This is a genomic window from Streptomyces sp. NPDC051104 (assembly GCF_040682835.1).
In the GTDB taxonomy this organism is placed as follows: domain Bacteria; phylum Actinomycetota; class Actinomycetes; order Streptomycetales; family Streptomycetaceae; genus Streptomyces; species Streptomyces cynarae.
On the sequence record NZ_JBFBBS010000002.1, the window covers coordinates 39,052 to 63,449 of the forward strand.

26 protein-coding genes are annotated in these 24,398 nt (G+C 70.6%); 12 read left to right on the forward strand and 14 right to left on the reverse strand.

Features of this window, described 5'->3' with window-relative positions; genetic code table 11:
- Positions 1–16: 16 nt before the first annotated feature.
- A complete protein-coding gene (locus AB0N14_RS04870; RefSeq protein ID WP_366024297.1) occupies positions 17–865 on the forward strand; it encodes a DUF4429 domain-containing protein in 849 nt (282 codons plus the stop codon).
- 23 nt (positions 866–888) lie between these two features.
- Here AB0N14_RS04870 and AB0N14_RS04875 read toward each other — a convergent pair whose 3' ends face one another.
- Together AB0N14_RS04875 and AB0N14_RS04880 are read right to left on the reverse strand one after the other, a co-directional pair.
- A complete protein-coding gene (locus AB0N14_RS04875; protein WP_366024298.1) occupies positions 889–1,905 on the reverse strand; it encodes an aldo/keto reductase in 1,017 nt (338 codons plus the stop codon).
- Positions 1,902–2,378 carry a MerR family transcriptional regulator gene (locus tag AB0N14_RS04880; RefSeq protein WP_366024299.1) on the reverse strand — a complete coding sequence of 159 codons (477 nt, stop codon included), beginning with the start codon at positions 2,376–2,378 and terminating at the stop codon, positions 1,902–1,904. Before AB0N14_RS04880 ends, AB0N14_RS04875 begins: the two co-directional genes overlap by 4 nt.
- 96 nt (positions 2,379–2,474) lie before the next feature.
- On the opposite strand from AB0N14_RS04880, the gene AB0N14_RS04885 reads away from it, so the two are divergent.
- Both AB0N14_RS04885 and AB0N14_RS04890 read left to right on the forward strand, forming a co-directional pair.
- The gene (locus AB0N14_RS04885; protein WP_366024300.1) at positions 2,475–2,972 is read left to right on the forward strand and encodes a GNAT family N-acetyltransferase; all 498 of its coding nucleotides are present in this window, start codon (positions 2,475–2,477) and stop codon (positions 2,970–2,972) included.
- 19 nt (positions 2,973–2,991) lie between these two features.
- Positions 2,992–3,813: a serine hydrolase domain-containing protein gene (locus tag AB0N14_RS04890; protein WP_366024301.1), complete on the forward strand. Its 822-nt coding sequence runs from the start codon at positions 2,992–2,994 to the stop codon at positions 3,811–3,813.
- Positions 3,814–3,992: 179 nt separating this feature from the next.
- Here AB0N14_RS04890 and AB0N14_RS04895 read toward each other — a convergent pair whose 3' ends face one another.
- Entirely contained in the window at positions 3,993–4,646 is a 654-nt protein-coding gene (locus tag AB0N14_RS04895; RefSeq protein ID WP_366024598.1) for a pirin family protein, read from the reverse strand.
- A gap of 85 nt (positions 4,647–4,731) precedes the next feature.
- Between AB0N14_RS04895 and fasR the strand changes: the two genes are divergently transcribed.
- The 5 genes from fasR (at position 4,732) to fabF (ending at position 9,799) form a co-directional block, all read left to right on the forward strand.
- A complete protein-coding gene (gene fasR / locus AB0N14_RS04900) occupies positions 4,732–5,937 on the forward strand; it encodes a fatty acid biosynthesis transcriptional regulator FasR (RefSeq protein ID WP_366024302.1) in 1,206 nt (401 codons plus the stop codon).
- Positions 5,938–6,026: 89 nt separating this feature from the next.
- Positions 6,027–6,971 carry an ACP S-malonyltransferase gene (locus tag AB0N14_RS04905; RefSeq protein ID WP_366024303.1) on the forward strand — a complete coding sequence of 315 codons (945 nt, stop codon included), beginning with the start codon at positions 6,027–6,029 and terminating at the stop codon, positions 6,969–6,971.
- A 16-nt stretch (positions 6,972–6,987) separates the two neighbouring features.
- Positions 6,988–8,055 carry a ketoacyl-ACP synthase III gene (locus tag AB0N14_RS04910; protein ID WP_366024304.1) on the forward strand — a complete coding sequence of 356 codons (1,068 nt, stop codon included), beginning with the start codon at positions 6,988–6,990 and terminating at the stop codon, positions 8,053–8,055.
- 103 nt (positions 8,056–8,158) lie between these two features.
- A complete protein-coding gene (locus AB0N14_RS04915; RefSeq protein WP_043440034.1) occupies positions 8,159–8,407 on the forward strand; it encodes an acyl carrier protein in 249 nt (82 codons plus the stop codon).
- A gap of 120 nt (positions 8,408–8,527) precedes the next feature.
- Positions 8,528–9,799, forward strand: coding sequence for a beta-ketoacyl-ACP synthase II (gene fabF / locus AB0N14_RS04920; protein ID WP_366024305.1), 1,272 nt, complete (start codon positions 8,528–8,530; stop codon positions 9,797–9,799).
- A gap of 88 nt (positions 9,800–9,887) precedes the next feature.
- Here the strand turns inward: fabF and AB0N14_RS04925 are convergent, their stop codons facing one another.
- On the reverse strand, positions 9,888–10,382 hold the full coding sequence (locus AB0N14_RS04925) for a DUF3145 domain-containing protein (protein ID WP_366024306.1): 495 nt from the start codon (positions 10,380–10,382) through the stop codon (positions 9,888–9,890).
- Positions 10,383–10,585: 203 nt separating this feature from the next.
- Here AB0N14_RS04925 and AB0N14_RS04930 point away from each other — a divergent pair, with 203 nt between their 5' ends.
- Positions 10,586–11,476: an SGNH/GDSL hydrolase family protein gene (locus tag AB0N14_RS04930; RefSeq protein WP_366024307.1), complete on the forward strand. Its 891-nt coding sequence runs from the start codon at positions 10,586–10,588 to the stop codon at positions 11,474–11,476.
- A gap of 10 nt (positions 11,477–11,486) precedes the next feature.
- Positions 11,487–12,494: an aldose epimerase family protein gene (locus AB0N14_RS04935; protein WP_366024308.1), complete on the forward strand. Its 1,008-nt coding sequence runs from the start codon at positions 11,487–11,489 to the stop codon at positions 12,492–12,494.
- Between the two features lie 572 nt (positions 12,495–13,066).
- Here AB0N14_RS04935 and AB0N14_RS04940 read toward each other — a convergent pair.
- The 3 genes from AB0N14_RS04940 to AB0N14_RS04950 form a co-directional block, all read right to left on the reverse strand.
- Positions 13,067–13,864, reverse strand: coding sequence for an EI24 domain-containing protein (locus AB0N14_RS04940; protein ID WP_366024309.1), 798 nt, complete (start codon positions 13,862–13,864; stop codon positions 13,067–13,069).
- Positions 13,865–13,947: 83 nt separating this feature from the next.
- A complete protein-coding gene (locus AB0N14_RS04945) occupies positions 13,948–14,811 on the reverse strand; it encodes a hypothetical protein (RefSeq protein WP_366024310.1) in 864 nt (287 codons plus the stop codon).
- Between the two features lie 224 nt (positions 14,812–15,035).
- The gene (locus AB0N14_RS04950) at positions 15,036–16,058 is read right to left on the reverse strand and encodes an NADP-dependent oxidoreductase (protein WP_366024311.1); all 1,023 of its coding nucleotides are present in this window, start codon (positions 16,056–16,058) and stop codon (positions 15,036–15,038) included.
- Between the two features lie 99 nt (positions 16,059–16,157).
- Here AB0N14_RS04950 and AB0N14_RS04955 point away from each other — a divergent pair, with 99 nt between their 5' ends.
- Entirely contained in the window at positions 16,158–16,610 is a 453-nt protein-coding gene (locus tag AB0N14_RS04955) for a MarR family transcriptional regulator (protein ID WP_366024312.1), read from the forward strand.
- Positions 16,611–16,853: 243 nt separating this feature from the next.
- Here the strand turns inward: AB0N14_RS04955 and AB0N14_RS04960 are convergent, their stop codons facing one another.
- The gene (locus tag AB0N14_RS04960; RefSeq protein ID WP_366024313.1) at positions 16,854–17,291 is read right to left on the reverse strand and encodes a hypothetical protein; all 438 of its coding nucleotides are present in this window, start codon (positions 17,289–17,291) and stop codon (positions 16,854–16,856) included.
- A 163-nt stretch (positions 17,292–17,454) separates the two neighbouring features.
- On the opposite strand from AB0N14_RS04960, the gene AB0N14_RS04965 reads away from it, so the two are divergent.
- Positions 17,455–18,690 (forward strand): MFS transporter, encoded by a 1,236-nt coding sequence (locus AB0N14_RS04965; protein WP_366024314.1) that lies wholly within the window; start codon positions 17,455–17,457, stop codon positions 18,688–18,690.
- Positions 18,691–18,761: 71 nt separating this feature from the next.
- Here the strand turns inward: AB0N14_RS04965 and AB0N14_RS04970 are convergent, their stop codons facing one another.
- Genes AB0N14_RS04970 through AB0N14_RS04995 form a run of 6 tightly spaced genes read right to left on the reverse strand, consistent with a single transcriptional unit; the run spans position 18,762 to position 24,351 of the window.
- A complete protein-coding gene (locus AB0N14_RS04970; protein WP_366024315.1) occupies positions 18,762–19,325 on the reverse strand; it encodes a DUF6262 family protein in 564 nt (187 codons plus the stop codon).
- Positions 19,322–19,882 carry a hypothetical protein gene (locus AB0N14_RS04975; RefSeq protein WP_366024316.1) on the reverse strand — a complete coding sequence of 187 codons (561 nt, stop codon included), beginning with the start codon at positions 19,880–19,882 and terminating at the stop codon, positions 19,322–19,324. Before AB0N14_RS04975 ends, AB0N14_RS04970 begins: the two co-directional genes overlap by 4 nt.
- Before the next feature lie 12 nt (positions 19,883–19,894).
- Positions 19,895–20,428 (reverse strand): hypothetical protein, encoded by a 534-nt coding sequence (locus AB0N14_RS04980; RefSeq protein WP_366024317.1) that lies wholly within the window; start codon positions 20,426–20,428, stop codon positions 19,895–19,897.
- Positions 20,425–22,884: a site-specific integrase gene (locus AB0N14_RS04985; RefSeq protein WP_366024318.1), complete on the reverse strand. Its 2,460-nt coding sequence runs from the start codon at positions 22,882–22,884 to the stop codon at positions 20,425–20,427. Before AB0N14_RS04985 ends, AB0N14_RS04980 begins: the two co-directional genes overlap by 4 nt.
- The gene (locus AB0N14_RS04990; protein WP_366024319.1) at positions 22,881–23,231 is read right to left on the reverse strand and encodes a helix-turn-helix transcriptional regulator; all 351 of its coding nucleotides are present in this window, start codon (positions 23,229–23,231) and stop codon (positions 22,881–22,883) included. The genes AB0N14_RS04985 and AB0N14_RS04990 overlap by 4 nt, the downstream gene beginning before the upstream one ends.
- 16 nt (positions 23,232–23,247) lie before the next feature.
- Positions 23,248–24,351 (reverse strand): tyrosine-type recombinase/integrase, encoded by a 1,104-nt coding sequence (locus tag AB0N14_RS04995; protein ID WP_366024320.1) that lies wholly within the window; start codon positions 24,349–24,351, stop codon positions 23,248–23,250.
- Positions 24,352–24,398 lie beyond the last annotated feature (47 nt).

The following is a 24,398-nucleotide window of genomic DNA, read 5'->3' on the forward strand; positions in this document are numbered from 1 at the left end:
GCATACGATGAGCCGCATGGGTGACGTACTGGCCGGATTTCATGCCGTCTGGGAGTTCGAGTCCGACTCCGTGCTCATCCGCTTCGAACGGGGGATCCGCACACCGAAGCTGTTCCAGGCGCTCGGGCAGCGCCGTATCCCCCTGGAGGCGATCGCGGGGGTCGCACTGGGCCCGGGCAGACGCGGGACCGTGGTCCTGCACGCGGTGCCGAGACCCGGGGCCGACCCGCTGATGGAGGCGGCGGACGGACAGCTCAAGGAGACCTCCGACCCCTACCGGCTGGTCCTGCCCGCCGACCGCGAGACCCTGGCCGAGTCCTACGCGGACGAGCTGCGCGCCCGTATCAGCGGGGACGGCACTCCGGCCGAGCGGTTCCTGGTCGCGCCGCCCGAGACGCCGCTGCAGTTCAAGGCATATGACGGGAAGGCGTCCTTCGACGGCAAGGCGGTGTCCTTCCGCTGGTTCTGGACGGGCGCGTCCTCGGCCAAGTGGAAGGCCGGCGACCAGAGTTTCCCGGTCACCGGCCTCAGCGGGGTGGAGTGGCGGTCGCCCGAGGTGTTCGACGGGTACCTGCGGTTGCTGCGCCGAGATGGCGGTTCGCAGTCGGCTCAGCCCGATCAGGACCCCGCGGCCGTCGTTTTCGGGCTCGGCTACGGCCCCGTTCATGAATCGTTGCCGTTCGCCGCGGCGGTGCTGGCCGCGGTGCGCGCCGCGGGCACCGCACCGGTCGCGGTGCCTGCCCCTCGACGGGACCCGGCGGACATCGCCGAGCGGATTCGCCACCTCGGCGAGCTGCATGAGGCGGGGCTCGTCACGGACGAGGAGTTCTCCGTGAAGAAGGCGGAGCTGCTGGCGGAGCTTTGAGCTCTGCCGGGTTCGGCGAGCGCCTACTCCCGCCCCACCGACGTGAAGCTCATGTCCGGGTAGCGGTCGCCTGCCACCTTGGCCGCGATCGGCTCCAGCAGGGACAGTTCCTCCTGCGTCAGGACGATCCGCGTCGCCGTCACGTTCTCCTCCACCCGTGAGCGCTTGGTCGTGCCCGGGATCGGGACCACCGCGAGGCCGCGCACCGTGGCCTGCTGCTGCACCCAGGCCAGGGCGATCTGCGCCGGTGAGGCGCCGTGGGCCTTGGCGACGGACCGGATCGGTTGGAGGAGCGCCACGTTGGCGGCCGCGTTCTCGCCCGTGAAGCGTGGCATCGTACGGCGGAAGTCCTGGTCCGTGAGGTCCGTCTCCGCGTTCGAGAAGGAGCCCGTGAGGAAGCCTCGGCCGAGCGGCGAGTACGGCACCAGGGCCACGCCCAGCTCCCTGGCGGCCGGCACCACCTGCGCCTCGATGTCCCGGCTGAACAGCGACCACTCCGACTGCACCGCGGCGATCGGGTGGACGGCCTGGGCCGCCCGGAGTTCGTCGGCGGTGACCTCGCTCAGCCCGAGGTGCTTGACCTTGCCCTCGCGCACCAGCTCCGCCATCGTGCCGACGGTCTCCTCGATCGGCACGTTCACGTCCCGGCGGTGCATGTAGTAGAGGTCGATCACGTCGACGTCCAGGCGCTTCAGGCTCGCCTCGACGCACTGGCGGATGTAGGGCGGGTCGTTGCGGATGATCCGCTTGAACGGGTCGTCGGGCGAGGTGGAGATCGCGAACTTGGTGGCGATGACGACCTCGTCCCGGTGCGCCTTGAAGAACGGCGACAGGAACCTCTCGTTCTCCCCCGCGCCGTACATGTCCGCCGTGTCGTACAGGGTGACGCCGAGCTCCAGCGCCCGCTCCAGGGTGGAACGCGACTCCTCGGCGTCCGCGGGGCCGTACGCGAAGCTCATGCCCATGCAGCCGAGTCCCTGCACACCCACCTCGGGGCCGTCGTCGCCGAGCCGCACCTGCGTGATCCTGCTGTCCGTCATCGGGGCCTTTCCGACGCCAGGGCGCGCCCGGCGTCCGCGTAGAAATCGATCTTTCGGTTCAGCACCGCGAGCGTGTCCTGGAGCTCCGCGATCCGGGCGAGCACGTCCCGGCGGGTCGCCTCCAGGAGCTCGTAGCGCTCGGCGTACGTGTGGTCTCCGGCGCGGACCAGCTCGGCGTAGCGCACCATGTCGGCGACGGGCATGCCGGTGAGCCGTAGCTTGCCGACGAGGTCGAGCCAGTCCAGGTCGGCGTTGCAGTAGCGGCGCTGGCCGGTGTGCGAACGGTCCACATGGGGCATCAGCCCGATCCGCTCGTACCAGCGCAGGGTGTGCGCCGTCAGACCGGTGAAGGCGACGACCTCGCTGATCGTGTAACTGTCCTGCCCATCGGGGCGGGGGTGCCGCCCGGGCGGTACGCCGCAGATGTCGGTCCCGTTTTCGGCCGCCTGGGCCAAGGTCTCGATCACCGTCATGGCCTCCACGCTAGGGCCTTCGAGTGCACTCCAAGCAAGCGGAATGTAATGAAAATGGCGAGACCCGAACGACGGGCTGTGACTAGCGTGCGGGACATGAGTCTCGTACGCCGGGCCGTGCCCGAGGACGCCGACGAAGTGCTGCGCCTGCGCCAGGTGATGATCGATTCGGTCTTCTCGTCCGACTCCTCCGCCTCCCCCGCCTCCCCCGCCTCCTCCACAAAGTGGCACGAGGAGTCCCTGCCGACCCTGCGCGGCCGGCTCGCCGATCCGGACGGTGGCTTCGCGGCGTTCGTCGTGGACCATCCGGAGCGGCCGGGGGCGCTGGCGGCGCTGACGGCCGGGACGATCGAGTACCGGATCGGGCGGGCGGGCAATCCACGCGGGCGGGTGGGGCATGTCTTCAGCGTCGCCACCGATCCCGACGTGCGCCGCCGCGGCTATGCCCGCGCCTGCATGGAGGAGCTGCTGGGCTGGTTCCGGGAGCAGGGCGTCCCTCAGGTCGACCTGAACGCGTCCGCCGAGGCAGAGCCGCTGTATGCGTCGCTGGGTTTCGTACGCAAGCCGGACCCCTCGATGCGGTTGCAGCTGTGAGCCGCTTAGGCTCGGGGGCATGCCCCTGCAGAGCCTGGCGCTGATCGACAACTGGCCCGTCCCCACCGTCGCCGCGGCGGTCGTCCGCGCGGACGGCACCGTGCTCGGTACGCACGGTCCGGTCGACCACCGCTTCCCGCTGGCCTCGGTGACCAAGCCGCTCGCCGCGTACGCGGTGCTCGTCGCGTACGAGGAGGGGGCGATCGAGCTGGACGAGCCCGCCGGGCCGTCCGGCGCGACGGTGCGCCATCTGCTCGCGCACACCTCCGGGCTGGCGTTCGACGAACACCGGGTGACGTCGGCGCCCGGGGAGCGGCGGCTGTACTCCAACGCCGGGTTCGAGGTGCTGGGCGACCATGTGGCGAAGGCGACGGACATCCCGTTCGCCGAGTACGCCCGGCAGGCGGTCCTGGAGCCGCTCGGCATGACGTCCACGACCCTCGACGGCTCCCCGGCGAAGGACGGCGTCTCCACGGTGGCGGACCTGGCGCGGTTCGCGGCGGAGGTGCAGGCGCCGCGGCTGCTGGATGTACGGACGGTGGCGGAGGCGATGACGGTGCAGTACCCGGGGACGAAGGGGGTGCTGCCCGGGTACGGGCACCAGAACCCGAACGACTGGGGGCTGGGGTTCGAGATCCGCGACTCGAAGTCGCCGCACTGGACGGGGAGTTCGTCCTCGCCGAGGACCTTCGGGCACTTCGGGCAGTCGGGGACGTTCCTGTGGATCGACCCGGACGCGGGGGTGGCGTGCGTGGCCCTCACGGACCGGGCGTTCGGCCCCTGGGCGATCGAGGCGTGGACGCCGTTCACGGACGCGGTGCTCGGGGAGGTGCGCGGCTGAGGGGCGCCCGGGGGTGGGGGCACCCGGGGGTGGGGGTGCCCGGGGGCTGGTTCCGTGGCTCGGCGGTGCGAGGTGCCTCCCCCAAGCTCTTCGAGCAGGGGGACCCCCAGCGGCCACCCGTGCCGCCCTGGGGGTCCCCCCAGGAGTTGAGGCACTGGGGGAGGCACGACTGCCCGCAGCTACGTGGTCATCTCCCAGATCAGCAGCTCCGCCCGCGTTGCCGCGACCAGCTCCAGGCCCTTCGCCCCCGTCACCCTCGCCGCATCCCCCGGCCCCAACTCCTCCCCGTCCAGCCGTACTTCGCCCCGCACCACGTGCACGTACGCATACGCCGCATCCGGAACCGCCGTCCGCTCCCCCGGGCCCAGGCGCCGTACATGGAGCATCGCGCCCGCCTCCGGGACCGCGTACGGGGTGGAGTCGGCGATGCCGTGGACGACCTCGTAGACCGGGTCGCCGCCGGGTGTCAGGGGGGACAGCCACATCTGGACGAAGACCAGGGGGGCGTCACCGTCGTTGCGTTCGACGTGGCGTACGCCTGCCCCCGCGCTCAGGCGCTGGACGTCGCCGGGGCGGATCACCGACGTGTGGCCCGTGGAGTCGCGGTGGGTCAGTTCGCCCTCCACCACCCATGTGACGATCTCCGTGTGGCTGTGCGGGTGCTCGTCGAAGCCGGCGCCCGGTGCGAGCCGCTCCTCGTTGCAGGCGATCACCGCGCCGAAGCGGAGATTGTCCGGGTCGTAGTGCGGGCCGAAGCTGAAGGCGTGCAGGGACTCGATCCCGGCCGCCGGGTCCCCTCCGCGGTAGCGCTCGCCGGCGCGCCGTACGTCCATCACAGCCCCCACCGTAGCCCCCGTACCTCCCGCGCTTCGGGACCCCCGCCACACGGTCCCGTCCCGATAAGGCAGTCTTGTCCCCGTGCCCGAACCCGAAGCCCGCCTCACCGAGCCCGCAGCGCATTCCATCCATCCGCACGCCGCGACCCTGAAGCGGCTGGAGAAATCGTCCGGAAGCCTCGCCGCGCAGGCCATCGCGCGCATGGACGAGACGCTGCCGTGGTACCGGGCGATGCCTCCGGAGAACCGTTCCTGGATCGGGCTGGTGGCTCAGGCGGGCATCGCCGCGTTCACCGAGTGGTTCCGGCACCCGGACGCCCCGCAGGCCATCTCCACCGATGTGTTCGGGACCGCCCCGCGCGAGCTGACCAGGGCGATCACCCTGCGGCAGACCGTGGAGATGGTGCGCACCACCATCGAGGTCATGGAGTCGGCCATCGACGAGGTGGCCGCTCCCGGTGACGAGTCCGTGCTGCGCGAGGCGCTCCTCGTGTACGCGCGGGAGATCGCCTTCGCCACCGCGCAGGTCTACGCCCAGGCCGCCGAGGCCCGCGGCGCCTGGGACGCGCGGCTCGAGTCGCTCGTCGTGAACGCCGTGCTCAGCGGGGAGGCCGACGAGGGGGCCGTCAGCCGGGCCGCCGCACTTGGCTGGAACTCGCCTGAACATGTGTGCGTGGTGCTCGGTACGGCGCCCGACGGTGACAGCGAGTTGACGGTGGATGCCATTCGACGGGCTGCCCGGCACGCCAAGTTGCAGGTCCTCACCGGGGTGCTCGGGGACCGGCTCGTGGTCGTCGCCGGCGGCAGTGACAATCCGCTCGCCGTCGCCAAGTCGCTGATCGGGCCGTTCGCCGCCGGGCCGGTCGTCGCCGGGCCGATCGTGCCCGATCTGCTCGCCGCGACCCGGTCCGCGCAGGCCGCCGCCGCGGGCCTGAAGGCATGTTCTGCCTGGCAGGACGCACCGCGCCCGGTCCTGGCGGACGATCTGCTGCCGGAGCGCGCGATCGCAGGCGATCCGAGTGCGCGCGAGCAACTGGTGGAGGAGATCTACAGACCGCTGGAAGAGGCGGGCTCGGCGCTGCTGGAAACGCTCAGCGTGTATCTGGAGCAGGCGTCCAGTCTCGAGGGCGCCGCACGCATGCTCTTCGTTCACCCGAACACCGTCCGCTACCGGCTCCGACGTGTGACTGACGTCACCGGTTGGTCACCCTCTGATGTACGCTCCGCGTTCACGTTGCGGATCGCGCTGATCCTGGGGCGTCTGGCCGACGGTGATCCCCAGACCTAGTCTTTTGTCGGGGGCCCACAAATCCCCCTGCGGTTCTTCGTCCTTGTCCCCACGGGCGGCCCCGGCCGTCTCCAAGAGAGAGTGTGAGAGTGCTCGTACTCGTCGCTCCCGGCCAGGGCGCCCAGACGCCCGGCTTCCTGACCTCCTGGCTCGACCTCCCAGGCGCCGCCGACCGCGTCGGCGCCTGGTCGGAGGCCATCGGACTGGACCTCGTCCACTACGGCACGCAGGCCGACGCCGACGCCATCCGGGACACCGCCGTGGCCCAGCCCCTGCTGGTGGCCGCCGGGCTGCTGTCCGCAGCGGCACTCGGTACCGACACACTTGCCGCTGACGCGGCGGGCGTCCCCGGCGCCGTCGCCGTCGCCGGGCACAGCGTCGGCGAGATCACCGCGGCGGCCTTCGCGGGCGTCCTCGGCGACACGGCCGCGCTCACCCTGGTCCGCAAGCGGGGCCTGGCCATGGCGGACGCCGCCGCGATCACGCCGACCGGCATGTCGGCCCTGCTCGGCGGCGACCCCGAGACGACGATCCCGCACCTGGACAAGCTGGGCCTCACCCCGGCGAACGTGAACGGCGCCGGGCAGATCGTGGCCGCCGGCACCCTGGAGCAGCTCGCCGCCCTGGAGGCGGACAAGCCGCAGGGTGTGCGCAGGGTCGTTCCGCTGAAGGTGGCCGGCGCCTTCCACACCCACCACATGGCTCCCGCGGTCGACGCCCTCGCGCACGCCGCCGAGGCGCTGACGCCCGCCGACCCGCAGGTCACGTACGTCTCCAACAAGGACGGGCAGACCGTGGAGACCGGCACCGAGGTGCTCAAGCGCCTGGTCGGCCAGGTCGCCAACCCGGTCCGCTGGGACCTGTGCATGGAGACCTTCGAGAAGCTGGGCGCGACCGCGCTCATCGAGGTGTGCCCCGGGGGCACCCTCACCGGCATCGCCAAGCGCGCGCTGCCGGGCGTCAAGACCCTCGCCCTGAAGACCCCCGACGACCTCGACGCGGCTCGCGAACTCATCGCCGAGCACGGCGCCTGATCAGGAGAGCGAGAGCATGTCGAAGATCAAGGCACGCAAAGGCGCCCCCTACGCGCGCATCCTCGGCGTCGGCGGGTACCGTCCGGTCCGGGTGGTGCCGAACGAGGTGATCCTGGAGAAGATCGACTCCTCCGACGAGTGGATCCGCTCCCGCTCCGGCATCGAGACCCGGCACTGGGCGAACGACGAGGAGACCGTCGCCGCGATGTCGATCGAGGCGGCCGGGAAGGCGATCGCCGACGCGGGGATCGCTGCCGACCAGATCGGCGCGGTCGTCGTCTCCACCGTCTCCCACTTCAGCCAGACCCCGGCCGTCGCCACCGAGATCGCCGACAAGCTCGGCACGAACAAGGCCGCCGCCTTCGACATCTCGGCGGGCTGCGCGGGCTTCGGCTACGGCCTCACGCTCGCCAAGGGCATGGTGGTGGAAGGTTCCGCCGAGTACGTCCTTGTCATCGGCGTGGAGCGACTGTCGGACCTGACGGACCTAGAGGACCGGGCCACCGCCTTCCTGTTCGGCGACGGTGCCGGCGCGGTCGTCGTGGGTCCCTCCGAGGAGCCGCACATCGGCCCCACGGTGTGGGGTTCGGAGGGCGACAAGTCCGAGACGATCAAGCAGACGGTGCCGTGGAACGAGTTCCTCCCCCACTCTCGACTTCGCTCGAGCGGGGGGACCCCCACGGGCGACGTCTCCAAGCTCCCGGTGGACAGCGAGGGCAACGTCAAGTTCCCCGCGATCACGCAGGAGGGCCAGGCGGTGTTCCGCTGGGCCGTGTTCGAGATGGCGAAGGTCGCCCAGCAGGCGCTGGACGCGGCCGGGATCACCCCGGACGACCTGGACGTCTTCATCCCGCACCAGGCCAACGTGCGGATCATCGACTCGATGGTGAAGACTCTCAAGCTGCCGGAGCACGTCACGGTCGCCCGTGACATCCGCACCACCGGCAACACCTCGGCCGCCTCGATCCCGCTCGCGATGGAGCGGCTCCTGGCGACCGGCGAGGCGAAGAGCGGCGACACCGCGCTCGTCATCGGCTTCGGGGCGGGTCTCGTCTACGCCGCCACGGTCGTTACCCTCCCCTAGGCACTCCGTGCCGGATCATGCGGTCCGGTGCGGGAACTGCACCACCTGCCGCTGACGCGGCGGGCGCCACACCCTGATGGATATCTACGAAGGAGCGCCTGACATGGCCGCCACTCAGGAAGAGATCGTCGCCGGTCTCGCCGAGATCGTGAACGAGATCGCCGGGATCCCCACCGAGGACGTCCAGCTGGACAAGTCCTTCACCGACGACCTGGACGTCGACTCGCTGTCCATGGTCGAGGTCGTCGTCGCCGCCGAGGAGCGCTTCGACGTCAAGATCCCCGACGACGACGTCAAGAACCTCAAGACGGTCGGTGACGCCGCCGAGTACATCCTCAAGCACCAGGCCTGATCGACCGATCACCTGGGCTGACAGCCAGGCGCCGGGCCGATGGTCCGGCCGCCGGGCCGTTGCCCCGCCACCCGGCGGTGGCGCCGCTGAATCCTCGTATCCGTTGGAGAAAGAATTCCCGTGAGCTCGACCAATCGCACCGTGGTCGTCACCGGTATCGGCGCAACCACACCGCTGGGTGGCGACGCGGCCTCTACCTGGGAGGGCCTGATCGCCGGCAAGTCCGGTGTCGGACCCCTGGAGCAGGAGTGGGCCGCCGAGCAGGCGGTCCGCATCGCCGCGCAGATCGCCGTGGAGCCGTCCGAGGTCATCCCGCGGCCCCAGGCCCGCCGTCTGGACCGTTCGGCGCAGTTCGCGCTGATCGCGGCCGAGGAGGCCTGGGCGGACGCCGGTTTCACCGCCAAGGCGGGCGAGGACGCAAGCGTCGACCCCGACCGGCTCGGCGCGGTCATCGCCTCAGGCATCGGCGGTGTGACGACCCTCCTCGACCAGTACGACGTGCTGAAGGAGAAGGGCGTCCGCCGTGTCTCCCCGCACACCGTGCCCATGCTGATGCCGAACGGCCCGTCCGCGAACGTGGGTCTGGCCGTGGGCGCCCGCGCCGGTGTGCACACCCCGGTCTCCGCCTGCGCTTCGGGCGCGGAGGCCATCGGCTACGCCATCGAGATGATCCGCACCGGCCGCGCCGACGTGGTCGTCGCCGGCGGTACGGAGGCGGCGATCCACCCGCTGCCCATCGCCGCGTTCGGCAACATGATGGCGATGTCCAAGAACAACGACGACCCGCAGGGCGCCTCGCGTCCCTACGACGTCGACCGTGACGGCTTCGTCCTCGGTGAGGGCGCGGGCGTCCTGGTCCTGGAGTCCGCCGAGCACGCCGCCAAGCGCGGTGCCCGCGTCTACGCGGAGGCGGTCGGCCAGGGCATCTCCGCCGACAGCCACGACATCGTGCAGCCCGAGCCCGAGGGCCGCGGCATCTCGCACGCCCTGCACAACCTGCTGGACAACAGCGGCCTCGACCCGGCGGAGATCGTGCACGTCAACGCGCACGCCACCTCGACGCCGGCCGGTGACATCGCCGAACTGAAGGCGCTGCGGAAGGTGTTCGGGGACCACGCGGACCACATCGCGGTCTCCGCGACCAAGTCGATGACCGGTCACCTTCTCGGTGGTGCCGGCGGCGTGGAGTCGGTGGCGACCGTGCTCGCGCTGTACAACCGGGTGGCGCCGCCGACGATCAACGTGCAGAACATCGACCCGGAGGCCGAGGCCAACGCGGACGTCGTCCGCGGGGAGGCCCGGAAGCTGCGGGCCGAGGGCCGGATCGCCGCGCTGAACGACTCGTTCGGGTTCGGCGGCCACAACGTGGTGCTGGCGTTCCGGACGGTCTGAGCAGCGTCCCGCCGCCAGGACCCCGGACCCTGTGCATGAGGGGCCCCCACCGGCTGGTGGGGGCCCCTCATGTCGTGTGCGGAGGTCTTCAGACGACCTGGTGCAGCCAGCGCACCGGCGCTCCCTCGCCCGCGTACCGGAACGGTTCCAGTTCGTCGTCCCACGGCTTGCCCAGGAGCCGGGCCAGTTCCGCCTCCAGGTCGCTCTCGCCGCGCTGGGAGCGGATGAGGGCCGCCCGCAGCCGGTCCTCGGGGATCAGGATGTCGCCGTGGATGCCGGTGACCGCGTGGAAGATGCCCAGGCCGGGGGTGCAGCTGTAGCGCTCGCCCTCGGCGGTCGGGCACGGTTCCGCGGTGACCTCGAAGCGCAGCAGCTGCCAGCCGCGCAGCGCGGAGGCGAGCTTGGAGGCGGTGCCGGCCTCGCCCTGCCAGGAGAACTCCGATCTCCAGGTGCCGGGGGCGGCGGGCTGCCGGATCCAGTCGAGGTTGACGCGGGTGCCCAGCACGCCCGCGACGGCCCACTCGACGTGCGGGCACAGTGCGCGGGGCGCGGAGTGCACGTACAGGACTCCACGTGTCGTCACCTGAACCTCCGGGCAGAGCGCCACATCTTGTAACTTTACGGAACGGGCGTGGCAAGGGCGGCCACGGGGCGAGGCTACCGTGCGGCGGGCCGAGGAGTGTGACGTACCGTCGGTCCCGTTGCCCGTGAATGCCGAGGTTTCACCCAAGGGGACGCGGGTCTGACCCAGCGTGTTCGAAGCGCTGCCGAACGAGGGGACCAGGGATGCGGAAGCGAAGCCACCGCTTCAGGGCCGTCGCCGCGGTCGCGGCCGCGGTCGTCCTGGGGCTCGCCGGATGCGACGCCTCGGGCGGCGACGGGGGGCGGGGCACCGCGCCGTCGTCACGGCCGTCCCCGAAGCCGGTCTGGAACCGCTCCCCCGACTCGATCGCCGCCGTCGGCGACTCCATCACGCGCGGCTTCGACGCCTGCACCGTGCTGTCCGACTGCCCTCAGGTGTCGTGGGCGACGGGCACCGACACCGGCGTCGACAGCCTGGCCGTACGGCTGCTCGGGGGGACCGGGGCGGCGGAGCGCAGCTGGAACTACGCGGTGACCGGGGCGCGGATGGCCGACCTGGCCGGGCAGGTCGCGGAGGCGGTGCAGCGCAGGCCGGAGCTGGTCACGGTGATGGTCGGGGCCAACGACGCCTGCCGCTCCTCCACCTCGGCGATGACCCCGGTCGACGACTTCCGCGAGCAGTTCAAGGACGCGATGGCCGTCCTGCGCCGGTCGCTGCCCAAGGCGCAGGTGTACGTCTCCAGCGTGCCGAACCTGATGCGGCTGTGGTCCGAGGGCCGCACCAGCGCGCTCGGCAAGCAGGTGTGGAAGCTGGGCATCTGCCCGTCGATGCTGGGCGACGCGGACGCGCTGGACGCCGCGTCCACCCAGCGGCGCGCCACCGTGCAGTCGCGGGTGGAGGAGTACAACCGGGCCCTGAAGGAGGTGTGCGCGAAGGACCGGCGGTGCCGCTTCGACGGCAACGCGGTCTTCGACTACCGCTTCGGGCCCGCGCAGTTGAGCCCCTGGGACTGGTTCCACCCGAGCAGGAACGGTCAGGCACGACTCGCCGAGATCGCCTACCGTGCCGTCACCGCCGAGGATCCCGTGACCTAGGGTTTCCCACATGAGCGAACTTTTCGGCACACTTCCCGACGGCTCGGCGGTCCACCGCTGGACGCTGGACCGGGGCGGGGTGCGGGTGCGCGTCCTGTCGTACGGCGGGATCGTGCAGTCGGCGGAGGTCCCGGATCGATGGGGGTCCCCCCGCTCGAGCGAAGCCGAGAGTGGGGGAGGGGGCCGGGCGGACGTGGTGCTGGGCTTCCCGGATCTGGACGGCTATCTGCGCCATCCGGAGCCGTTCCTCGGGGCTCTGGTCGGGCGGTACGCCAACCGCATCGCGGGCGCCCGCTTCCCGCTCGACGGCCGGAGCTACGCGCTGGAGCCGAACAACGGCCCCAACTCACTGCACGGCGGGTCGCGAGGGTTCGACAAGCGGGTGTGGGACGTGGAGCCGGTCGAGCACGGCGTCCGGCTGTTCCGGGTCAGCCCGCACGGCGAGGAGGGCTTCCCGGGCCGACTCGAGGTCTCGGCGACGTACACCCTCGACGCGGGCGGCGCGCTGCGAATCGCGTACGAGGCGGTCACGGACGCGCCGACGGTGGTGAACCTGACGAACCACTCGTACTGGAACCTGGCGGGTTCCGGGAACGCGGGCGGCCACGAGCTGAGCATCGCGGCCTCCCGGTACACCCCGGTGGACGCGGACCTGATCCCGACGGGAGCGCTGGAGACCGTCGAGGGCAGCCGCTTCGACTTCCGGGAATCCCGGAAGGTGGGCTCCGGCTACGACCACAACTTCGTGCTCGACAAGGGTGTGACGCGCACCCCGGTGGAGGTCGCCGAGCTGCACGACCCGGCGTCAGGGCGTCTGCTCACCGTGTCCACGACCGAGCCCGGCCTGCAGCTGTACACGGCGGACCACCTCGGCGCCCCGTTCGCCCCCGGCGACGGCATCGCACTGGAGACCCAGCACTTCCCGGACTCCCCGAACCGCCCGGACTTCCCGAGCACGCGGCTGCGGCCTGGCGAGGTGTACCGGTCGGAGACGGTGTACGGCTTCTCGGTGCGCTAGTGCCCCGGCAGGTAACGTTTGCCCGTCAAGGAGCGGCGTCCGGTGCGTGCTCTGGGGGTACCCCCTGCTCGAAGAGCTTGGGGGAGTGCCGGCCGGAAGCCCTCGTACTGGACGTACTTGGGCTTTCGGCCGGTGCGGCGAGTGGGGGTCCCCCCTGCTCGAAGAGCTTGGGGGTGGGGGTCCCCCCTGCTCGAGCGAAGCCGAGAGCTTGGGGGAGTGCCGGGCGTCGCGACGGGGCGAACGTTGCCTGCTGGGGCACATAGGGGCTCGGCCCGAACGAGCGACGAGCCCCGGTCCGGCCGTCAGGTCCCGGACCGGGGCTGCTCGTAGGGGGACTCGGTCCCGCCCCAGACGTTAATCGCCGTGGTGACCCGGTGGTCGGCGATCGAGCGTCCGCCCTGGATTTCGTACGAACCCTTCACAAAGGTCCACGTGGGCGGGCGCTCGTCCCAGATCTTCGGCGTCCCTCCGGCGCGTCACTCCCCGGCTGCGGGCGCCGGTCCTGTCTCCGGCCGGGGAGGCGTTCGTGGCGGCCTTGCGGGAGGCGGCGGCGTACGTCCCCGGGGGCGCCCTCAGAGGTGGGTGATCTGCTCGTCCTCGGGGGCGTCCTCCGTCTCCCGGGCGTTCTCCTCGCCCAGCAGGTCCCGGGCCAGCAGTGTGGCGCCCGCGACCGCGCCCGGCATCAGGAAGGCGGCGACGAACGGGACGAGGAAGGCCAGGCTGAGGGGTGTGCCGAAGCCCCAGACGAGCAGCTTGCGGGAGCGCAACAGGGTGAGGCGGTCGCGGAGTTCGACGCTCCGGCGCTGGAGCGCGACGGCGGTGAGTTCCTCGGTGAGGAAGAAGCCGGTGACGAAGAAGCCGACGACCGGGACGACGGTCTGGCCGACGAACGGCAGGAAGCCGAGGGCGAAGAGGAGGACGCCCCAGAGTGCGGCCCGTACGAGGACGCGGAGGCTGTCGCGGGCCGATATCCACATCTCCCGGTGGAGGGGCAGGCCCGACTCGGGTGCCGTGCCGTCGGGGGAGACGTCGCGGTCGACCTTCTCCGAGAGGTTCTCGTAGAAGGGCTGGCCTATGAGAAGGGTGACCGCGGTGAAGGTGAGGACGGCGAGGAGGAGGGCGAGGGCGAACAGCACGACGGTGAGGAAACCGCGGAAGAGCCCGAGCCAGGGGTCCGGCCAGCCGTCGGCGAAGGGGGTGGCCCAGGTGACCAGGTCATCGCCCCACAGGGCGAGTGCGACGAGCGCCGCCGCGTACAGGACGAGTGTGATCAGGCCCGGCAGGATGCCGAAGCCGTACTGTTTGCCGTGACGGGCCACCCAGCGTTGGCCCTTGAGGAGATAGCCGAGTCCCGCGCCCAGATCATGCATGGGAAAACCCTATCGACGGTCGGCCTTTCGATTGTCATGGTGGCGTCACCGTCGCCCGTCATGCTCGTGTCGCCCCTCCCCCGTCATGCCGGTGTCACCGTCACCACGACCGCCCGCTCCGCCGCCGGGCTCATCGCCGCCGACACCCGTACCGCCGCCGCCCTGGTGACGTGGCCCGCGCGCGCAGCCGCCGCCAGAAGCAGCGGCTGGATCTGCTCCAGGCCCGTGACGAGGAGTTCCTCGCCCGCCAGCAGGACCGGGCGAGCCGCCTTCGTCGTCGCGGCGGCCGCTTCCGTGAGGTCCGCCAGGGGTGGCAGGGCCGCCCGGACCAGGGTCGCCCCCGTGGCCGCGGCCCGTTCCGTCAGGTCCTCCTGGAGCGGCAGCAGCGGGGCCAGCGCGGCCGTCAACGCCTCGGCGATCCGCGTGAGTTCGGGCGCCGAGTCCCGCAGGACCTCCGCCGCGGCGCGGACCAGCGGGGTCAGCGCGAGAAGCGTGCCCGCCGCGAGGCCGGCCGCCGCGGGCAGCAGCGGGGCGGTGGCCTCCATCAGTTCCCCGACGACCGCCGCGACCTCCTCCATCGCCGGTTCGACGGCGTCGAGCACTGGCAGCAGGCCCTCGCCGAGGGCGGCCAGCAGGGCCTGCGCAGGTTCGCTCACCGGGTGCACGGCCAGCGGCGCGCCGGTGGTGCCCAGCCGGGTCAGGGTGTCGACGATCCGGTAGAACGCCTGCTGCGCCTGCGGTGACCCGCTCGCGTCCGCAAGCTCCGCCGTCGTCTGCCGCAGCATGCGCAGCGCCTCGGCGCCCGAACCGTCGCGGGGATCAAGGGTGTTGACGGCGATCGTGGTGATGTTCCCTGCCGTGTCCAGGAGCTGGCCTGCGACGTCGGTGGTGCCGCGCGCCAGGCGCACCACGTCGTGCCAGCGGGGGAGCGTCGGAATCGGGGACATGGGCGGCCCTCCTCGCTCCTCAGGATGCCCGCTCGGGGCCGCCGGGGCCGCCGAGTTCGGGCATCCGTTACCGCGGGGCCACGTCCCCGTCTCCCGGAGGCGGCGATTCCCCCCGGCGGACGGCATGATGAAGGCCGCACCCCACGTCCAAGGGTGCGGCCTTCGCCGTACGCAACGACCGTGGTCAGGCGGGCGTCACGGTGAGGCGGGTGGTGTTCCGCCGGTCAGAGCTTGACGATCATCTTGCCGACGTTGTCGCCGCGCAGGACGCCGAAGAACGCCTCCAGGTTGTTCTCGATGCCTTCGACGACGGTCTCGCGGTACTTCAGCTCGCCGGAGCGGACCCAGGCGCCGACCTCCTCGACGAACTGCGGCTGCAGGTCGTAGTGGTCGCCGACCAGGAAGCCCTCGATCCGGCCGCGGGTCTGGATCAGCCGGGCGAGGTTCCTCGGGCCGGGGGCGGGCTCGGTGTTGTTGTAGACGGAGATCATGCCGCAGACGGCGATGCGCCCACCGCGGTTGAGGGAGCCGATGGCGGCCTCCAGGTGATCACCGCCGACGTTGTCGAAGTAGACGTCGATCCCGTCGGGGGCGGCGGCGCGGAGTTGCTCGCTCACGGGGCCGTTCTTGTAGTTGAAGGCGGCGTCGAAGCCGTACTCCTCCAGCAGCAGCTTGACCTTCTCGTCGGAGCCCGCGGAACCGATGACCCGGGAGGCGCCCTTGAGTTTGGCGATCTGGCCGACCTGGCTGCCGACGGCGCCCGCGGCTCCGGAGACGAAGACGGAGTCGCCCTCCTTGAAGGCGGCGGTGCGCAGGAGGCCGGCGTAGGCGGTGAGGCCGGTCATGCCCAGCACGCCGAGGTAGGTGGACAGCGGCGCGGCGTCCGGATCGACCTTGACGGCCTGCCCCGCGTCGACGAGGCCGTACTCGCGCCAGCCCATGAAGTGCAGGACGTGGTCGCCGGGCGCGATACCGTCCACGTTCGAGGCGACGACCTCGCCGACCGCGCCGCCCTGCATCGGCTCGTTCAGCTCGAAGGGCGCGACGTAGGACTTCGCGGCGCTCATCCGGCCACGCATATACGGGTCCACGGAGAGGTACTCGTTGCGGACCAGCACCTGGCCCTCACCGGGCTGCGGCACCTCGGCCTCGACGAGGGCGAAGTCCTCGGACTTGGGCCAGCCGACGGGGCGGCTGAGCAGGTGCCATTCGCGGCTGACGGCGGGGGGCGTGGGGGTGTCGGTCATGGCGCCTTTCCTCACGTGCGGCTCAGAATGTTTCAGTACCTGAAACAACCATGCTCCTGAATATTTCATCCTGTCAAGTAAAGAGGTAGTGTTGGCGGCATGGCCGCGCAGAAGACACCCCGTATCGACCCCGTGACGCTGGAGGTCGTGGAGCTCATCGGCAGCGTCGTGGCCCGCTACCACGAGGAGTACGAGGAGGCGGCGGCCGAGCACGCGCTGACCGGGGCGCAGGCGCGGCTGCTGAGCCTGCTGTCGCTGGAGCCGCTGCCGATGCGGCGGCTCGCCCAGAAGCTGAAGTGCGAGCCGTCGAACGTCACCGGGATCGTGGACCGGCTGGAGGCCCGGGGCCTGGTGGAGCGCCGCCCGGATCCGGCGGACCGCCGGGTGAAGCTGGCGGCGGCGACCGAGGAGGGGCGGCGGGTGGCTCGCGGGCTGCGCGACTCGCTGGACTTCGCGCGGGAGCCGCTGGCGGGGCTGTCCCGCGAGGAACGGCTGTCCCTGCGGGATCTGCTGCGCCGCATGCTGGACGGCTCCGCTGCCGGTGCCGACTGACGGGGGCTCGCCCCCGGTGCCCACTGACCTGGGGCCCGCCCCGGCATCGATCGGCGGGGGCCCGCCGCCCGGTACCGACTCACCGGGGGCCCGGCCCCCCAGTACTGACTCACCGGGGGCCCGGCCCCCAGTACCGATCGACGGGGTTCCGTCCCCCGGTTTTTCGCCCCCGCCGTCCCTACCCTTCCCGTCCCTGGGGGCTGCCGCCCCCAGACCCCCGCTTCGGCCTGAACGGCCTCGTCCTCAAACGCCGGACGGGCTGGAAGTGCCCGACGGACTGGAAGTCCCAGACGAGCTGGAAGTCCCGGACGGGCTGGAAGTGCCCGACGGGCTAGGAGTCCCGGACGGGCTGGAAGTCCCGGACGGGCTGGAAGTGCCCGACGGACTCCGAGTCCCGGACGGGCTGGAAGTGTCGCCCTGCCCGGGCACCTTGGGGTCGTCCAGGCGGTACTGCTCGGACTGGATCCGGTACATGCGGCGGAAGATGCCCGGGCCGTTCCCGTCCGGGCGCATGAGGTTGTCGAAGGTGCCGTGTTCCGCCACGCGGCCTTGCTCCAGGACGTAGATCTCGTCGGCGTGCCGGACGCTGTGGAGGCGGTGGGTGATCAGGATGATCGTCTGGCCCTCCGCCGCGAGATCGCGGATCTGGTCGAAGACGCGCTGCTCGGCCTCCGCGTCCATCTTTATCTATAGCTGTCAAGTATCGGTCCGAGTCAGATGGGACGGATGCCTCCAGGCACGTTAGGCACGATCCCGGAGTCCCGTCTCAGCCCAGCTGCGCCAGTGTCATGAACAGGCATGGAAACGGGGACCTTCGGGCGGCTCCGTCCCCTAGGTTTCACCCATGGCCTCATCCGTCGATCCTGAACACCGGGCTGCCGAGGCGCGGCCACGCCTGGTGACCCGCCCGCTGCTGTTGCGCTTCGTGACGGTCATCGGCTCCTCGGCGAGCTTCTTCCTGCTGCTGTCGGTCGTCCCGGCGTACGCGCAGAGCGTGCCGGGCCGGGGCAGCGACCAGGCGGGCCTGGTCACCGGTGCGCTGATGCTGGCCACGGTGGCCGGCGAGCTGATGGCCCCATGGCTGGCCGCACGCTGTGGTCACCGCGTGCTGCTGGGGGCGGGGTTGTTGTTGCTGGGCGCTCCGGCACTGGCCCTGACCGCATCGCAGAGTATGGGGTGGATCGTGGCGGTGTGCCTTGTCCGGGGGCTCGGCTTCGCGTTCACTCTGGTGGCGGGTGGGGCGCTGACGGCGTCGCTGATCCCGCCCGAACGCCGCGGGGAGGGGCTGGCCCTGATCGGCGTCATGGCCGGCGTGCCGTCGCTGGTGGGCCTGCCGCTCGGAGCCTGGCTGGCATTGCACACGGGGTACGGGCCCGTCTGCGCGGTAGCGGCACTGATCGCCCTGGTCTCCATCGCCGCCGTCCCGGGCCTGCCCGGCCGGGAAGCGGCGCCGGGGCCACCCCTGGGGATCTTTGCCGGGGCCCGTTCCGGCACGCTCGGCCGCCCCACGGCCGTGTTCGCGGTGACGGCGGTGGGCGCGGGGATCGTCGTCACCTTTCTGCCACTGGCCGTGGCGTCGGGCTCTTCCGGCGTGGTCGCCGCGGCTCTCTTCGTGCAACCGGCCGCTGCGACGGCATCCCGCTGGTTCGCCGGTCGACGCGCCGACCGACGCGGAGCCGCCGGACTGGTTGTGCCAGGGCTGGTTGCCTCAGCCGCCGGGATCCTCGTCGTTGCCCTCACGGGCGTCCCGGCCGCGGTCGTCGCGGGTGCGGCCGTGTTCGGGGCCGGTTTCGGCATCACCCAGAGCGCAACCATCACCCTGATGTACTCCCGGGTCCCGGCCTCCGGGTACGGGACGGTGAGCGCCCTGTGGAATGTCGCCTACGACGCGGGTATGGGCATCGGCGCGGTCGGCTTCGGCGCGGTGGCTGGCTTGACCGGCTATCCCTGGGCATTCGTCCTGACCGCGCTCCTGATGCTGACAGCCCTCGTCCCGGCCTGGTGGGATCAGACGGCAGCGCGCAAACAACGTGCAACGACCAGGGAGAATCGGGCGGTGACGGCGGAGGGCCAACGGTGAGCGATTGCCTGCACCCTCACCCACTACCGCAGACTCGCCAATTGAGATGCCCCGTTCAGACGGGACAGCTGCTATGAGTTCTCGATTCGGATCATGCGCCGGAGGCTCGCTCGGGCGGCGACGAGGTCGTCGTTGGTCTCGGCGAGTTTCCGTTCAAGTTCCTGATTCTCGTGTTGGAGCTGGGTGAGCTGGCTGTGCAGCTCTTGATTCTGTGCGGTCAGTTCACCGATCCGGTCCGTGAGGTCGGTCGCCTGTAGTTGGTCGAGTTGTCGGCCGAGCTGGCGCTGCAGGGCTTCCTTGAGGTCGCTGACCTGGCCGCGGAGCCGTTTGTTGTCGGCGCGAAGAACCTCCAGGTCGGTGCGCGTACTCATGGCACCGCCCGCCGACCGGGGTTCGTCGCCTCTGGCTGCGGTGCGGGCTTGCTGGGTGCGGGCGGCTTCGATGTGCTCGCGGACGCCGGGGGCGTAGACGAGCCAGGTCGAGACGGCCGCCGCCTTGGCGACCCCGGTGAAGGTGACGGGCTCGCCGCGGGTGAGCAGGTCATCGAGGGTGTGCAGGACCCGAGCGCGTTTGTCGCGGCTGTCCTTGCGGCGTGCCTCGCGAAGCACCTGGCCGGGGGTTCGTGGACTGGTCACGAGGCCCCCTGGTCGCGGTTGATGACGGTGAGCGGGAGCAGGGTGTGGCCGTCGGCGGCGCGGGCTTTGCGTAGGATCCGTGCGGCTTCCTCGATCTCGGTCTGCTGGTCGGTGGGGAGTTCCGCGAGCTGTTTGTGCATCTTCTCGGCGACTTGGGTGTAGGCGTCGATCTGGTCGCTGAGGTTGCGGGTGACGAAGTCGGCTGCGTCCAGCGCGTGGGCGGTCTCGCGGTCAGTGCGCAGCTGGTGGAGGTGTTCTTCGATGGCGGGCAGGTAGGACGGGTCGGGGCGGTAGAAGCCGCAGCCGGCGCATTGGAAGCGCAGAGGGCAGCTCTTCCCGCCGGCTTTGATGTTGGTCGGCTCGGTGCAGTTGCCGTAGGGCACGGCGACGGAGCGTGCTTGGTAGGCGGTCGTCGAGGCCATGGGCGCGGGTTTCCCGGAGCGGTCGACGACCTGCAGGCGCATGGTGGCCACAGCGGCGCGTTTGCGCTCCAGGGAGACCTTTAATGGTGCACTCGGGTATTGGAACTCTCGGAATGCCTCGTGGACGGCGCCCATCAGCGGGATCGGTCAGCCGTGATCGGCAACCGAATGGCGCTTGGTGTCGTCCGCGAAGCCAGCGGTGGCTCGGTGCAGCTGTTCAAGGAACTGCGGCAGGGATGGGGCTGCCGGCTCGAAGTCGTCGATCCATGACGCCGTAGTGGATCGGTGGACCTGCCCGCTCTGGTCGAGAGCGAAGAGGTGTCCTCCGCCGTCGCTGCCGAAAACGATGCCAGTGCGATGGTCGGTGAGGCGAACGGGTCCGTATTCGGTGAGGTGGTCGAGCACCAGGTCGGGCGGGTGGATGAAGTATCCGTGGTCGATGTCGGGCAGCTGCAGCTCTGCGATTGAGCAGTAGAAGATGCCCAGGGCGGCTGGGAGGCCGGCGGTGTCATTCAGCCGCGAGGCCGCGGCCCGGCTTCGGTCGTCGGCCGCGAGAACGCCGTTGTCGCCCGGTGGGAAACCGTGGACGGTCTCGAAGCGGGCAAGTGCCTGCTCAAGCATGGTGGTGATCTCGCTTTGCCAGGTGGTGAGCCAGTCGACCGAGAGGTCCGGGGTGGTCATCGGGTGCCCTGTTCTGTGTCGTGAGTGGGTGCGTCGGTGAGTGTGCCTGAGCGGCGGCTGACCTCGGCTGCGTAGGCGCCCCAGTCTCCGGCAGCGGCTCGCTGCCATTTGACGGCGATGGTGATGTCGATGCCGAGGGTGCGGGCGAGGACCGCAGCGGGCAGTTCGGTGGCGAGCTGGAACAGTGCGGTCGAGCGGGCTTCCGCCAGCCGGATGCCGAGCTTGCGGAGCCGTTCGCCCATGGCCCAGGCGCTGATCGGCCGGCCAGGCTGGCCTCCGGGGAAGAGCCAAGGCGATTCTCGTCGGCCGAGGACAGCGTGGCTGCGACGAATCGCGACCTGCTGTCGGGCCAGGTCAGCGACGGGTGCGGGAAGCTCGACCGGGACAGCGCCAAGGCGGATGCGAACGGTCCCGTCAGTCTCCTCGATGTGGTCGACGGTGAGCCGGGAGATCGCCGCGGGCCACTGGGCATAGAGAAGCAACAGCAAGCCGGCGAGGCGGTCTTCGGGCCTGATGGCGGCGTCGTGCAGCAGGCGACGGGCGGTGTCCCAGCGGGCCTCGTCGTCCATCGCCTGGGAGGGGCCGTTCCACCTGACGGCTGGGAAGCTGAGGTCACGGGCGATCTTCTGGGCAAGGGCCCAGCGCACAAAGTGTCCTGCTTCCCGGCGGTGGCGGCCTTCTTCGCTGGTCATCCAGCGTTCGAGGTCGGCCTGGCGGCAACGGGCAAGGGTCAGGTTCTGTTCCTCGAGCCAGTCCAGGAGATGGACGGCCGCCCGCAGATGTTGCCGTGCGCTGGCGAGCTGGTAGTGGGTGATTTCCTTGCCGCGACTGCGTCGGCGAAGCCGACGCAGGAGATGCCAAGTCGCGTACCGGTGCAGGATTTTCCGTCCCTCAGCCGTCGCGTGGGAGGCGATGAGGTTCTTCACGTGCCGTTCGAGACGGACCATCTGCTCGTCCCGCGGGGGCAAGGTTCCGGTGGCGACAAGAACGCTGCGGATGTGCTCGACGACCTTGCCTTCGGGAAGCTCGTCCAGGGCCTCATGGGTGAGAGGCCGGCGGCCGGAGCCGAGATCGGACAGGACGGTGGAGACGATGCCCTTGGAGAGCCAGCGCATCGCGGTGCCGGCTCGATCGGTGTCGGCCAGGGCCTCGTGAAGGGACTGGAGCTCCGGGTTTATGGAGCCTGTGCCATCGACGAGGAGTTCGTGGAGCCGCTGCTTGAGGGTGCAGCGGGGGCACGGTCCCGGCGCGTGCAGCCGTTCGGCTTGGCCGCAGGTGGGACAGGGGCGCCAGAGCTCGGCGTCCGGCGTGGTGCAGGGGCCGCAGACGGGGGCGTCGGCGGTGCCGGAGTGAATGCCGCGCATTCGTCCACAGACGGTGCAGTGAGCTTGGCGCCTGTCACAGCCGCCGCAGCGGGGCAGGCCGGTGAGCTTCGAGAGCATGCAGGGTGCGGTGCGGCCGCAGATCGAGCAAAGCAGGATGGGCAGGGGACGGCAGTTAGGGCAGATCGGCCCGTCTGCGGTGCGGTTGCTGACCATGCGTGACTCGCCGCAGACGATGCAGGTCTCCAGGTTTGCAGGGTCCTTGACCAGGCAGCTCGGACACAGTGGTCGCCCGTCGGCGTCGCGGGTGGCCGGCTCTCGCCGGGCACCGCAGCGTACGCATTCTTCGAATCGGGACTTGGCGATGCAGTTGCGGCAGACCCGCTGCCCGTCGAGCGGCTTGTCGATGCGGACCACTCGGTGGCAGCGCGGGCATGTGGGCCGGACGATCCCGGCGACGCCGGCCTCGACCAGCAGGTCGATGAACCGCAGGATGGCGCGATGCGGCGCCAGAAAGCCCTCCCCTGTCAGCAGACGAGGGTTCTCCTCCAGGGCCCAGACCAGTCTCTGCCGGTATGTGGGACGGTTGGGTGCCGTGCCGCGAAGGGCTTCGGCGATCACGTCGCGGTCAGCGCCCGGGGCGATCGCGGTGATCAGTTCGTGGACGACCGTCACGGGATCGCGGTCATCGTTGTCGGGACACATCTTGCAGCGGGGTAGGCCCTTGCGGTCCCGGAAGCTGACGCGTCGGACGTTTCCGCAGGTGGTGCACTCAGCGGTCTCCTGCCCGCAGACCGAGCAATACCAGTCCTGACCCTTGCGCTGGATGGTTCGCAGCTGCTTGCCGCACTCCGCGCAGACCGGTGCCGCGATCGCCGAGGCGCCGGCCTTGCGGAGCTCGATGAGCAGATCGCCGATTGCCCGGGGCGCTGGGGACCGGCCGTCGGTCAGGACGGCGGACCGCATCGCCAAAGCCTTGGCCAGCTGGCGGGACTTCGCTCGGCCGCCCGCGACCGCGGTGACCACGGCTCGGGTTCTCTCGGCGCCGAGTTCGTTCTCGACATCGGTGACGAGGTCTGTGATCAGGCCGATCGGGTCCGTGACGGCGCGATCAAGTTGGTCAGCCGTGGTCAAGGCCGGTCAACTCCTCTGATCCGAGCCCGCTTCGGACGCAGTCCGCCGAGCCCCTCCGACTCGGGCGCCGAGCCGGCGGCGGCTGCCTTCTTCGGCTTCTTCGCGGTGCCGGCTGCCGCGATGGGCTCGATGAGGTCGTCCATGGTGCAGTCGAGGATGTCGAGCAGGGCCATGAGGATTTTTAGGCTCAGTCGCTCTGGTCGCTCGACGACGAGCCGGTAGACCTGGCTTGTGGACAGCGTGATGCCGCGTTGGGCGAGCGGCGGGAGAAGGTCGGTGGTGGAGAACATCCCGCGATCGGCCATGACCGTGCGCAGGTGCCAGTGGTAGTCGAGCTTGGCGGCCATCGCCGGATCCCTCCTGTCAGGCCCCGGCGAACGCCGGGGCCAGTGCCTTGTGCAGGGAAGTGTTCATGAAGTCGTCGCTGACGTGCGTGTAGATGGCCAGGGAGCTGTCGCACTCGTGGCCGACCTGCTGCTGGATGAAGCGCCGGTCCACCCCGTCCTCGGTCAGGTGCGTGACGTACGAGTGCCGAAGACTGTGCGGGGTCAGCTCTTTCGTCAGCCCGAGAGCATCCCGGTATGCCTCGAACCGGTCGTTGATCGAGCCGGGCTGCAGGCGGCCCCCGCGCTCGGTGATCCACAGAGCGGGGTGATCGGGGAATCCGAAGCGGGGGCGGACGTGCTCGACGTAGTCGGCAACCGCCTCGACGGCCCACTCCATCACCGAAAGCACGTTCCGCCGTCGCGGTGGCTGGCCCTTCTTCGCCTTGCCGTAGCGGACGTTGAGCGTGCCGTAGCGGCCGAACTGGCGGGCCTGTGGGTTGCGCCCAAAGTCGACCACATCGAGCTTGGACGTCTCGGTCCGGCGAAGTCCCCACCCGTAGATCACCTTGAAGAGGGTGGCGTCGCGGTAGGCCGCCAGGGCACCCTCGCGTTTCGCCCGTACCGCTCGTTCGACCTGATCGTCGGCGTAGTCGAGGAAGAGCTGCAGCTCCTCCCTCGTGAAGGGCCTGGCCTCGGGGTCCCCTTCGTAATCCTGCAGGTGAGGGAGAGTATTCCACTCGTGGCAGATCGCCATCGGGAAGGTGCCGAAGGCTTCCTCGCAGGCCGGGGCCCAGCCGTAGCGGGCGTCGATGAGGAGCTCGGTGAACAGTCGGACGATGCCCTGGTAGCTGCGGACCGTGGACGGCGCCAAGTGCTTCTCGCTCGTCAACGACGCTGACCACTCGTCCAGGTGGGCGGGCGTCCATCGCCACGGGTACTCGTTCGTGAAGTCCAGAAACCGGCGGATCAGCCGTTCCCTCGGGTCGATCGTGTCGTCCTTCAGCCCCCGCGACTTCTGCTGAGCACGCCAGCCCCGCAGCATCGCGTCGAACATCGCGTCCTCGGGACGCAGCTGGACCACCCCGGAGACGAGCTCCAGTTGAGCCGCCCCGGCCAGGGCCACCTTGCGCTGATGCACCACTCCAGACCCTCCCTTCTGGAGGGCAGATCATGCATCAGAAGGGATCA